The sequence below is a fragment of the Szabonella alba genome (genome assembly GCF_016765775.1).
GTDB classification, from domain to species: domain Bacteria; phylum Pseudomonadota; class Alphaproteobacteria; order Rhodobacterales; family Rhodobacteraceae; genus Szabonella; species Szabonella alba.
Genome location: NZ_JAESVN010000002.1, coordinates 329,965 through 341,381, shown reverse-complemented (window position 1 = coordinate 341,381; position 11,417 = coordinate 329,965). Strand labels below are relative to the sequence as shown.

General features: G+C 63.8%; 9 protein-coding genes. 4 read left to right on the top strand and 5 right to left on the bottom strand.

Annotation, left to right across the window (positions count from 1 at the left end):
• From JL811_RS06070 to JL811_RS06055, 4 genes are all read right to left on the bottom strand, one after another.
• A complete protein-coding gene (locus JL811_RS06070; RefSeq protein WP_202687598.1) occupies window positions 1-1,251 on the bottom strand; it encodes an amidohydrolase family protein in 1,251 nt (416 codons plus the stop codon).
• Between the two features lie 74 nt (window positions 1,252-1,325).
• Entirely contained in the window at window positions 1,326-2,882 is a 1,557-nt protein-coding gene (locus JL811_RS06065; RefSeq protein ID WP_202687597.1) for an ABC transporter substrate-binding protein, read from the bottom strand.
• A gap of 23 nt (window positions 2,883-2,905) precedes the next feature.
• Window positions 2,906-3,802 carry an ABC transporter permease gene (locus tag JL811_RS06060; protein WP_202687596.1) on the bottom strand — a complete coding sequence of 299 codons (897 nt, stop codon included), beginning with the start codon at window positions 3,800-3,802 and terminating at the stop codon, window positions 2,906-2,908.
• 15 nt (window positions 3,803-3,817) lie between these two features.
• Window positions 3,818-4,741, bottom strand: coding sequence for an ABC transporter permease (locus JL811_RS06055; RefSeq protein ID WP_202687595.1), 924 nt, complete (start codon window positions 4,739-4,741; stop codon window positions 3,818-3,820).
• 452 nt (window positions 4,742-5,193) lie between these two features.
• On the opposite strand from JL811_RS06055, the gene JL811_RS06050 reads away from it, so the two are divergent.
• Genes JL811_RS06050 through JL811_RS06040 form a run of 3 tightly spaced genes read left to right on the top strand, consistent with a single transcriptional unit; the run spans window position 5,194 to window position 7,897 of the window.
• A complete protein-coding gene (locus tag JL811_RS06050; RefSeq protein ID WP_202687594.1) occupies window positions 5,194-6,177 on the top strand; it encodes a GntR family transcriptional regulator in 984 nt (327 codons plus the stop codon).
• Entirely contained in the window at window positions 6,174-6,875 is a 702-nt protein-coding gene (locus JL811_RS06045) for a creatininase family protein (protein WP_202687593.1), read from the top strand. Before JL811_RS06050 ends, JL811_RS06045 begins: the two co-directional genes overlap by 4 nt.
• Window positions 6,872-7,897, top strand: coding sequence for a ketopantoate reductase family protein (locus JL811_RS06040; protein ID WP_202687592.1), 1,026 nt, complete (start codon window positions 6,872-6,874; stop codon window positions 7,895-7,897). The genes JL811_RS06045 and JL811_RS06040 overlap by 4 nt, the downstream gene beginning before the upstream one ends.
• Before the next feature lie 33 nt (window positions 7,898-7,930).
• Here the strand turns inward: JL811_RS06040 and JL811_RS06035 are convergent, their stop codons facing one another.
• Window positions 7,931-9,046 carry an NAD(P)/FAD-dependent oxidoreductase gene (locus tag JL811_RS06035; protein ID WP_202687591.1) on the bottom strand — a complete coding sequence of 372 codons (1,116 nt, stop codon included), beginning with the start codon at window positions 9,044-9,046 and terminating at the stop codon, window positions 7,931-7,933.
• A gap of 275 nt (window positions 9,047-9,321) precedes the next feature.
• On the opposite strand from JL811_RS06035, the gene JL811_RS06030 reads away from it, so the two are divergent.
• Complete coding sequence (locus JL811_RS06030) at window positions 9,322-11,415, top strand: hydantoinase/oxoprolinase family protein (RefSeq protein WP_202687590.1); 2,094 nt, start codon at window positions 9,322-9,324, stop codon at window positions 11,413-11,415.
• Window positions 11,416-11,417 lie beyond the last annotated feature (2 nt).

The following is an 11,417-nucleotide window of genomic DNA, read 5'->3' as shown; positions in this document are numbered from 1 at the left end:
TCAGCCCGGAACGGTCATGGCCTGCGCCGCCCGCTGCGCGCGCGGGGTCGGCAGATGGTCAACACCGCCTTGCAGGATCAGGTCCAGATCGTGCAGGGCTGCCAGATCCTCCAGCGGGTTGCCTTTGACGACAATCAGATCGGCCAGAAGCCCCGGCGCAAGGATGCCGCGATCCTCAAGGCCGATCACCCCGGCGGCGCGGCCCGTCGCAGCGGCGATGCAGTCGGAAACCGCCATGCCGCCCTGTTCCATCATCTGCAGTTCCAGCACCAGACTGTCGAAAGAGGTAAATCGCCAGCCCGCATCGGTGCCCGCAACGAAGGTCACGCCCGCCTCGGACAGCCGGGTGAACTGTTCGACATTCTCGGCCAGCATCCGCTGCCAGCGGGCAAGGAAGGCGTCCTGTTCAGGGCTGCGCCCTTCGATCTGCTGCATGGCATTGATCGCCGTCGCCCCCACGGCCAGCGTGGTCGTCACCGGAATACCCGATTTCGCCAGACGTTCAGCCACGGCAGCATCGTAATGCTGCGGTGCATTCCTGCGGATGAATCCCGCATGTTCGATCTGGTCCACCCCGGCCCGCACCGCGATGTCGATGGACTCGGCGCAGAGGCAATGGACCGTCACCCGGCGTTCATTGCGATGGGACTCGGACACGATGGCATCCATCTCGTCCTGCGTGAAGGCAGGCCGCCATGACGCCGTGTTCAGCGTGCCGCCACCGCTGCCCATCACCTTGATGAACTCGGCCCCGTCCTTGATCAGCGCACGCACCTTGTGGCGCAGCGCTTCCTCGCCGTCGCATTCGCCGCCCATATACCAGGTATGGCCGCCGGTGATGGTGATCGGTGCCCCCGCCGCCATGACCCGCGCGCCGGTTGCATAGCCAAGTGCAAGCGCGCGCCGCACCGAAAAGGCGGTGGTGCCGAAACAGCCCACATCGCGCACCGTCGTGATGCCCGCGCCCAGCGCCTGCAGGGCCGAGCCGACCGAGGTGGCCAGCATCACCTCGACGCCCTCGCGCATCACCTCTTCCAGCAGCATCCCGTTGCCGGGCATGTTCAGATGGACATGGGTGTCGATCAGGCCCGGCAGGATCGTCGCATCGCCGAAATCGCGCAACTCTGCGCCTTCGGGGGCGTTTTCGTGCAGCGCGACGATCCGCGCCCCGTCGATCTCGACCACCGGCTGTCCGGTCATCACGCCGCCCTTGCCGTCGATCAGGCGGCGGGCCGTTATGAAGCTGCGCATTTCTGTCATCCTTTCTGCTGGATAATCGCCGCGACCGGGGGAGCGTCCGGTCGCGGCTTCGGGCGGAACCCGCTTCAGTCCTCGATCTTCACCGCGCCGAAGTACTGAAATCCGCCACCCGACCAGGTGATGCCGGTCACGTTTTTCGCCGACATGGTCAGATCCAGATTCTGGCGGATCGGCAGGATCACGGCATTGTCCAGAAGAATGCGCTGCGCCTCGCGATAGGCCTCGGCGCGCGCGCCTTCATCCGCAAGGGCCACCGCCTCATCCAGAAGTTCGGTGAACGCCGGGTCGGTCCAGTGCGACCAGTTGAAATACTGGCCTTCCGTGAACCAGAAACGCAGCGCGTCGGGGTCGACCGCGATATATTGCAGCGGGGTCAGGTTCATCTCACCCGCGATATTCGCGGCATTCCAGGCCGGCGATGTCATGGGTTCGAGTGTCGCCTCGATATTGACTGCTGCCAGATAGCCCTGGATCGCCTGCGCCAGCGCCATGTAGCTGGCGTTTTCGGAAATCGCGGTGATCTTCAGCGACAGGGTGCGACCGTCCTTTTCCCAGAACTGGCTTCCCATGGTCCAGCCAGCAGCCTCCAGCACCTCGGCCACCTTCTCGGGATCATAGCCATAGCCCTCGGCAAGCGCGGGATCATGCCCCAGAAGCCCCTCGGTCAGGGGTGTGCGGCTGACCGGAAAAACCCCGGCCTCGGCCAGTTGCACGACGCCCTCCTGATCCACGGCATGCAGGATGGCCTTGCGCACCGCCAGATCATCGGTCGGGAAGGTCGAGGCGTTGATCGGGGCGAAGATGCCCAGACCGCTGATCGGCACCTCATAGGTGTTGTAGCGCCCCGATGCGCCAAGCGTTTTCCAGTGCAGTCCCGGAACCCGGTGCATCACATGACTTTGCCCGCTTTGAAACTGGCTGACGCGGGCCTGCGAATTGGTGACGACCTGAAAGGTGATCTTCTCGATATTCGCGGGGCCTTCATGGTTCAGCGAGGCCGCCATCCAGTTGTAATCGGGGTTGCGTTCAAGGACCACGCTGTCATCGGACATAAGTTCGACAAACCGGAACGGACCCGTCCCGACCGGGTGCTGACCCAGATCGGCGCCATAGGTCTCGATCGCGGCAGGGGACTGGATGCCCAGATAGGGTTCGCCGATCTGCGCCAGCAATGCGCCATAGGGCTGACCGCAGGTGATCTTCAGTTCGAACTCGCCGGTCGCCTCGGCGGTCCTGCAGGGGCCAAGCAACCCCAGTGAGATCTTGGACTGCGTATCGGGGTCCATGATGTATTCAAAGTTGCGGACCACCGCCGCTGCATTGAACGGGGTGCCGTCATGAAAGGCGACATCCTCGCGCAGTTTGAACGTATAGCTCAGCCGGTCCTCGGAAACGCTCCACTCGGTCGCCAGCAGCGGCTCCACCTTGAAATCCGGTGTCAGCCAGACAAGCGTATCAAAGATGTTCGACAGGATCGGGCCGGTATCGCGCCGCCCCGTGGTAACAGGGTTCAGCGTGTCATTCGGCGCGGACCAGCCTACAACCAGCTCCTGTGTCATCGCGGCAGGGGCCGTGAATGTCAGGCCAAGCGCGGCAAGAATGAGGGGCAGTTTCCGTTTCATGGTCTTTTCCTCTGTTGGGTTCGTTATTTTGAAAGTGTCGGGTCAAGCTCATCGCGCAGCCCGTCGCCGATCAGGTTCACCCCAACCACGAAGAGCGACAGGAACAGCCCCGGAAAGACGGTGATCCACCATGCAAGGGTCAGATAGGCCTGCCCGTCATTCAGGATCGCGCCCCATTCTGGCTGCGGCGGCTGCACGCCCAGCCCGATGAAGCCCAGCGCCGTGATCCAGAGCGCCGCAACGCCCAGCCATGAGGTCGTCATGACGATCACCGGCGACAGCACATTGGGCAGGATATGGGTTGCCATGATGCGCAGCGGTCCCGCGCCCAGCGTCACCGCGGCCTGCACGAAAGGCAGGGCGCGGACCTCGGCCGTCGCGCCTTCGACCAGTCGCGCATAGACCGGGATCAGAATGATTGAGATCGCGATGACCCCGTTGATAAGGCCCGGTCCCAGAATGGCGGTGATCGCCAGCGCCAGCAGGATGCCGGGAAAGGCCAGCAGCAGATCGACAAAGCGCATGATGACGAAACCCGTCGCCCCGCCGACATATCCCGCCACCAACCCGAAAATCGTGCCGAAAAACGCACCCAGCACCACCACCGTCAGGCTGGCCAGCATCGTGACGCGGCCGCCATAAAGCACCCGCGCCAGCATGTCGCGGCCAAAGGCATCGGTGCCCATCAGCGCCTCGGCCGAGGGTGGCTGAAACGTCATCATCGCGCGTTGCATATTGGGATCGGCCGCTGTCAGCAGCGGTGCCGCCGTGACCATCAGCACCAAGAGCAGACAGATCACCGTTCCGATGGCCAGCGCGCGGTGGCGATATGCCCGGCGCAACCGGGTCCAAAGCGGCGTTTTCGGGGCAAGGCCTTGGGCGCTGTCGGCGGTCTGTGCGTTTTCGGAAGAAACTGTCATCTGGTCCATCCCCCGTCAGCGCCGCGCGATCCGGGGGTCGAGCACCGGATACAGCAGATCGACCATGAAGTTCACCAGCGCGTAGATCAGCGCAATGACCAGAACGACGGCCTGAATGGTCAGGTAGTCCTTGGACAGGATCGCATCGACCAAGAGCCGCCCAAGCCCGGGACGGGAGAACACTGTCTCCACCACCACCGTGCCAGACAGCAGATTGCCCAGTTGCAGACCGACCACCGTCAGGATCGGCAGCAGCGAATTGCGCAGCACATGGCGCAGAAAGACGACATGGCGCCGCAACCCCTTGGCCCGCGCGGTCAGAACGTGCTTCTGGCTCTGCGCCGCCAGCAGCGATGAGCGCACGAACCGCGCGTTGAACCCGATCGTGCCCAGCGCCAGCGTGACGGCGGGCAGCACCAGCCCCTTGAACGAGGTACCCCCCACCACATCAAAGATCGGCCATGTCACCGCGAACAGCAGGATCAGCAGCAGGCCCAGCCAGAAACTGGGCATCGACATGAAGGCCAGCGCCAGCCCCATGCCGATTGTGTCGGGCGCACGGTTGCGGCGCACCGCAGCCCATGCGCCCAGAAGCAGCCCGAATGAGACGGACAGGATCAGCGCGGCGAGGGTCAGTTGCGCCGTCGGGCCGAAATTGATGCTCAGCAGTTCCAGAACCGGGCGCTGCCGACCATAAGAATAGCCGAAATCGCCCTGAAACACATTGCCCAGCCAGATCAGATATTGCTGGATCAGCGGCTCGTTCAGGCCAAGCTGCCCGCGCAGCCGCTCGATCATCTCGGCATTGCCTGCCTGCGATCCCAGAAGGGCAATCACCGGGTCCCCCGGGATCAGCCGGATCATGAGAAAGACGAGCACGCTGATGCCGAAGGCAAGCGCAATGATGGCGGCCAAACGACCACCGATATATTTTAACATGACAAAAGCCCTGTTAGGGTGCCATGGCATGGGACGGGTCTGCACCGCCCTGCCATATTGTTACATTCTAGTAATACAGTTTCGCGTTAAGATCGTTCTGTCAACGAATTCCCGACCGCAGATGCGATCCGGGAAAGATTTCCTGTAACACTGCACAAATTTCACGCGGATCGGGATTCGACCAAGTTGCCCGGGTTATGGCTTCATCTTCCTGCCTTATACATTGGACGGTTTGGAAACGAATTTGATCGAATCACCATCCAATCACCCGGTTTTCCCTCAAGACCGGCCGATTCGCTTTGGCCCCGCCGCCTTGTCGCGTCCTGCGCAAACTTCGCCTGAAAAACAGTCATCACCGGATAAACCATCCGCCCCTGACAGCATTATAGTTGCAATATCCTTGCCGAAGGCGCGCAGGCGTCCTAACCATGTGGAACAGTCAGAGGTGTTTCATGGAATTTTTTCTGAACAGACATTCCGAGATTCCGATCCGTCGCCAGCTTCGCGGCATGATCGAATATGCGATCTCTTTCGGTGATCTCGGGATCGGTGCGGCACTGCCTTCGGTGCGCGACCTTGCCGAACAGGTGGGCGTGGCGCCCATGACCGTCAGTCAGGTCTATGCCGAGCTGAAGCGGGACGGTCTTGTCGAAACCCGCACCGGTGCGGGCACCTTCGTCGCCGACAGCGCACGCGCCCAGATGGCGGCGCGCACCGATATCACCGAATTGCACGGCGCGATTGACCGCTTGCTGGACGAGACGGATGCGCGCGGCATCGGGCTGGACGAATTCCGCCTGCTGTTCAATGCAAGGCTGGATCATCGGCTGGCCACGGGGCGGCGCCGCACCATCGTTGTGGCCGGATTGTTCGATGACGCGACCCGCAGCTATGCCGATGCCATCGCCGCACAGATCGGGCCGGGGGCCTCGGTCCAGCCCGTCACGGTCGAGGCCCTTGAAACCGATCCCGCCCTGCGCAGCCGGACCATCGCCGCAGATATGGTGGTGACCTTCCTGACCCTGCGCGACCGGCTGGTCGAACTGCTGCCCGGCACCAAGGTCGTGCCGATCCGGTTCATTCCGTCCGAGCCGACGCGGCTTGCGCTGGCCTCCATCGACCCGATGGCCCCGGTCGCGGTGGTCTCGCATTTCCCGTCCTTCCTGCCGATCCTGCGGTTCGGCGTGCAGCGTTTTGCCGCCCATTGTCAGGACATCCTCACCATTTCCGAGGACGACCCCACCTTGGCCGACCTGCTCGGGGGTCGTGAGGTGCTGATCCATGCAACGGGGGCCGAAGGCAGCATCGCCCTCGCGCGTCCCGGCATCACGATCATCGAATACCGGCACATCCCCGATCCGGGCGATATCGACCGGTTGGTGAAACCCCTCAATGGCGCGACAGCCCAACAGACGAATCGAAAGGAAGTCGTATGAAGATCTCGGATATGAACTGGCGGCAGGTCGAGGATTACCTGCAGACCGACAATCGCGCGATCCTGCCGCTGGGTTCGACCGAACAACATGGCGGCCTGTCGCTTTCGGTCGATTCGATCCTGTCCGAAAAAATCGCGCTGGATGCGGCCGAACCGCTGGGAATTCCGGTCTTTCCGGTTCTGTCCTACGGGCTGACCCCCTATTTTCTGGCCTTTCCCGGCAGCGTCAGCCTGCGGGTGGAAACTTATGTGCGGATGATGCGTGACATTCTGGACTGCCTGAAACGGCAAGGTTTTCGCCGCATCCTTCTGGTCAATGGCCATGGCGGCAATCAGCCAGCGGCGAGTCTGGCCATTGAATGGATGGCCGACAATCCGGATGTGGCGGTGAAGTTCCACAACTGGTGGAACGCGCCGCGCACCTTTGCCCGCGTGCAGGAAATCGACCCCGTCGCGTCACATGCCTCATGGATGGAGAATTTTCCCTGGACGCGGCTGCCCGGTGTCATCCAGCCCGCGCAGCAAAAACCCATGGTCGACGCGGCCCGCCTGCGGGTGATGGGACCCGAGGCGGTGCGCGCCTATCTGGGCGATGGCAATTACGGCGGCTATTACGAACGCCCGGATGCCGAAATGCTGTCGATCTGGTCCGTCGCGGTTGAGGAAACCCGCGCCCTGATCGAAGGCCCCTGGGCATGAGCGGACCCATCCTGATCTGGGGCGCAGGCGCCATTGGCGGCACACTGGGCGCAGCCTTGCTGCGGGCCGGTGAAACGGTGGTTTTCGTCGATACCGATGCCGCCCATGTGGCGGCGATCAATGAAACCGGCCTTCGGATCGAAGGCCCGATCTTTCGCGATCTGGTGCAGGCCCCGGCCTTTACCCCCGATCGGGTCACCGGCGTTTATGACCGCATCTTTCTATGCGTGAAGGCACAGCACACCGCTGCCGCAACCAAAAGCCTTGCGCCGTTCCTGTCACCGCAGGGCTATGTCCTGTCGGCGCAGAACGGGCTGAATGAACTGGAGATTCAGGCCATCATCGGTCCGGAACGCACCATCGGCTGTTTCGTGAATTTCGGCGCGGACTGGATGGAACCCGGTGTCGTTCACTACAGCGGTCGCGGCACCATGGTCATCGGCGAGTTGGACGGCGATATCAGCCCACGTCTTGAAGCCCTGCATATGCTGTTGCTGGGCTTTGACGAAAATGCCCGGATGACGAGTGCAATCTGGAGCTATCTCTGGGGCAAGCTGATCTATGGCGCGCTGCTGTTCGGCACGGCGCTGACCAATGAAAGCATCGCCGATGCGCTGGAGGCCGAAACATGGCGCCCGGTCTTTCTGCGTCTGGGGCAGGAAGTCGTTCGCGTGGCGCAGGCGCAAGGTGTGACACTCAGGGGTTTTGACGGGTTTGAACCGGATGCCTTTCTGCCCGGCGCGGATGCGGCGGTGATCGCGGATTCCTTTGCCCGCATGGTGATCCAGAACCGCCGGTCCACCAAGTCGCATTCCGGCATCTGGCGCGATCTTGCCATCCGCAAACGCCGGACCGAGGCCGATGCGCAGATCGGCCCCATCGTCACCATCGGTGCAAAGCTGGGGGTGGCGACGCCGGTCACCGCGCGACTGGTCGCTATGATCCATGAGATCGAAGAGGGCCAACGCCCGCTTGCCGCCGAAAATCTCGACATGCTGGACCGGGAAACCCGGGGCGCCTGATCCGCGCCCCCCGTCCCCGTCGGGGCCGCGCGATCAGGCCGCCGCGCGGAACCGGTCGATGCGGAAATCCTGCAAGGGTGTTTCGGTCGCACCTGTCGCGATCAGTTCGGCCATCACATCGCCCACGCCCGGGCCAAGCTGAAACCCATGCCCGCAAAAGCCGAAGGCGTGGAACAGTCCCGGCGTTGTGCCTGAGGGCCCCATGACAGGCAGCATGTCGCGCATATAGCCCTCGCATCCTGACCATGTGCGGATAACCGACACATCCGCCAGGGCGGGCAGCATCCGCAGCAAGCCGCGCAACTGGACCGGCAGGCGGGCCGGATCGTATTTCGCATGGCCGGGGTCCAGATCGACATCGACCCGGCCCGCGCCGCCCCCGAATACGATATTGCCCCGCTCCACCTGCCGGAAATAGCCGTCCGACGCATCCCGCGTCCAGACACCCACCACCGGCAAAATCCGGTGCGGCAGGGGTTCGGTGACGCCCATCTGCGGGCCTTTCGGGGTCAGCGGTACCTCTTCGCCGAAACGCGCGGCGATGCGCGCACCCCATGCGCCCGCCGTATTCAGCACCACCCCGGCGGCAAGCGGCCCCCGGGAGGTGTCCAGCCGGAACCCCGCGGCGGTCGGCGTGATCTCCAGAACTTCCGTATCCTCCAGAATCTCAGCCCCAAGCCCGGCCGCGGCCGCCGCGAAGGCAGGGCAGATCAGCCGGGGATTGCCGCAGCCATCCTCGGGCGACCATGAGGCTCCGATCGCTGTCGGCCCCAGACCGGGAAAACGGGCATGAAGCTCACGGGCTGTAAGTTCTTCAAGCTCCAGCCCCCAGGGCCGGGCATCCGTCGCGAATTTTCGCATGTCCGCACGAGAATCCGCGTCAAAGATCAGGCGGATATGCCCGGTCTTGCGGAACTCGACATCCCGCCTCAGCAGTTTCTCGGCCTCCCTCCAGATCGCAAGTGACCGATGCGCAAGCGGCAGTTGTGGCAGATAGCGCCCGCTGCGCCGGATATTCCCGAAGGAGGCGACCGTGGCCCCGGTGCCCACACGGTTGCGCTCGACAAGGGTCACGCGCAGCCCGCGCCGGGCAAGGAAGAAGGCCGCAGAGGTGCCCATCAGGCCGCCGCCGATCACGATCACATCCATTCTTCGCCCGTCCCCCATTCTTCGCCCGTCCCCTGTCCGTTCGGCTGACCGGGCAGGTCTTGCCGCCCTCGTCTCAAACCTGAGCGGCCCTGCCGCGCCGGTCAAATTCGGGATCGCGCGCATCCCATAAGGCATGCCTATGGCCGCGTCGCAACGGCCCGGCCCGGCATGCCGCAGGTGCATAAGCGGGACTTATGTCGGTTGGCGGATTGCAACTTGGACCCGTCGCACCGGCCCGTGCCAGCTTTCTGCAAGGCATCAGGAAAGGGTGACAGATGGACGGTGCGAGGGTTCCCGGCTCCGGGGACGGCGGCGGCAAGGCAGGTGCGGCGGACTGGAAGATCGGCGTCGATATCGGCGGCACCTTCATTGATTTCTGCGCGCTTGAGGCACGGACGGGCAGGGTTGCCTCGCTCAAGGTGCTGACCACGCCGGACGATCCGGGCGCGGAACTGCTGACCGGGCTGACGCTGCTGTCCGAACGTGAGGGGCTTGATCCGGCTGCGGTCTCGCGGTTCGTGCATGGCACCACGGTCGGGATCAACACCATCATCCAGCGGCGCGGCACGGATCTGGCGCTGATCACCAATGCGGGCTTCGAGGATGTGATCGAACTGGCCCGGCTGCGGATGCCCGAGGTTTATTCGCTGTTCTGTTCGCGGCCCGATCAACTGATCCCGCGCGACCGCATCTTCGGCATTCCCGCCCGGATGCGCGCCGATGGCAGCGAAAGCCTTGTGCCCGACCTGTCCGTGCTGGAAGGCATCCTTGCCACCGCACGGGCGCGGGGGGCGAAAGGGCTTATCGTCTCGCTTCTGCATTCCTGGCGCAATCCGGCGCAGGAAGAGGCGGTCAAGGCCGAGATCCTGCGGCTGGCCCCCGATCTGTTCATCTTCACCTCATCCGAGGTCTGGCCCGTCATCCGTGAATATGAACGCACGACTACGGCAATCCTGAACGGCTATGTCCATCCCCGCGTTTCAGGCTATCTGACCGCGCTGGAGGACCGGCTGGCCGCGCGCGGCGTTCCCGCAAAGCCGATGCTGACAAAATCAAACGGCGGGGTGATGAATGCCGCCGAGGGCAAGCGCTCCTGCGTGAACATGCTGCTGTCGGGAACTGCCTCGGGCGTGATCGGCGCGGCATGGCTGGCCCGGCAGGCGGGCGAAAGCCGCATCCTGACGCTGGATATCGGTGGCACTTCGGCGGATTTCGCCCTGATTATCGAAGGCGAGGCCCAGTTCGGCACGGGAGAGTTGATCGGGGAGTTTCCGCTTTACATCCCCTCTGTCTCGGTCTCCTCCATCGGGATCGGCGGCGGGTCCATCGCCCATGTCGATGACCGGGGCGTGTTGCGCGTCGGGCCTGAAAGCGCAGGCTCCACCCCCGGCCCGGCCTGTTACGGGCGGGGGGGCAACCGCGCCACGGTTACCGATGCGATGGTGGTCTGCGGCTGGCTGGGGCATAGTGACATGGCCTATGGCCAGTTGCAGATGGATTGCGACCGGGCGCGCGCCGCCGTCGATGTGCTGGCCGCCCAACTGGGGCGCAGCGCCGAGGAAACCGCACAGGCCATCCTCGATATCGCCATCTCGGAAATGTTCGTCGAGGTGGAAAAACTCGCCTCGCGGTCAGGCGTCGATCTGCGTGATTTCACCCTGATGCCCTTTGGCGGGGGCGGGCCGATGCTGGGGGCCTTCCTTGCACGGGAAATGGGGATGACGCGGGTCATGGCCCCACGCCGTCCGGGGGTGGTTTCGGCGCTTGGCGGGCTGGTTGCCGATCTGCGGGGTGATTTCATCCGCACGATATTCGCCCGTCTGGACCGCGACACCATGCCCGCGCTGAAGGGCGCGATGCAGACCCTGATGACCGAAGGGCGCGACTGGCTGATCGCACAGGGACATGCGGGCCCGGCGGATCTGCGGCTTTCGGCCGATATGCGCTATGCCGGGCAAAGCTATGAGATCGAGGTGCCGCTGATGCCGCACTGGATCACCGAGGCACGGCTTGACCCCATTGCCGATGCCTTTCATGCCATGCATGACCGGCTTTACGATTTCCACGACGATGACAGCCTGATCGAGCTGGTCAATCTGCGGCTGTCCGCGATCGGCGCCGGACCGGAACTGCATTTCCCCGAGGCCGAAGAGGTTCCCGTTGCCGCGCGCGCGCAGCGTCAGGTGCCGGTGTTCACCGGCGGTGAAACCCGCGACATCCCGCTGTTCCGGCGTCGCGACCTGACCCCGGGCGCGGAATTCGAGGGGCCTGCCGTTATCGCGCAGGATGACACCACCTTTGTCATCCCCGCGGGGTCGAAGGCCCATGTCGACCGTCACCTGAACCTTCATCTGACTTTCGCGGAGTAAAC

Bases quoted from the DNA above. Each gene is read 5' to 3' on its own strand.
- JL811_RS06070 (WP_202687598.1), bottom strand. From the start codon at position 1,251: ATGCGCAGCTTCATAACGGCCCGCCGCCTGATCGACGGCAAGGGCGGC.
- JL811_RS06065 (WP_202687597.1), bottom strand. From the start codon at position 2,882: ATGAAACGGAAACTGCCCCTCATTCTTGCCGCGCTTGGCCTGACATTC.
- JL811_RS06060 (WP_202687596.1), bottom strand. From the start codon at position 3,802: ATGACAGTTTCTTCCGAAAACGCACAGACCGCCGACAGCGCCCAAGGC.
- JL811_RS06055 (WP_202687595.1), bottom strand. From the start codon at position 4,741: ATGTTAAAATATATCGGTGGTCGTTTGGCCGCCATCATTGCGCTTGCC.
- JL811_RS06050 (WP_202687594.1), top strand. From the start codon at position 5,194: ATGGAATTTTTTCTGAACAGACATTCCGAGATTCCGATCCGTCGCCAG.
- JL811_RS06045 (WP_202687593.1), top strand. From the start codon at position 6,174: ATGAAGATCTCGGATATGAACTGGCGGCAGGTCGAGGATTACCTGCAG.
- JL811_RS06040 (WP_202687592.1), top strand. From the start codon at position 6,872: ATGAGCGGACCCATCCTGATCTGGGGCGCAGGCGCCATTGGCGGCACA.
- JL811_RS06035 (WP_202687591.1), bottom strand. From the start codon at position 9,046: ATGGATGTGATCGTGATCGGCGGCGGCCTGATGGGCACCTCTGCGGCC.
- JL811_RS06030 (WP_202687590.1), top strand. From the start codon at position 9,322: ATGGACGGTGCGAGGGTTCCCGGCTCCGGGGACGGCGGCGGCAAGGCA.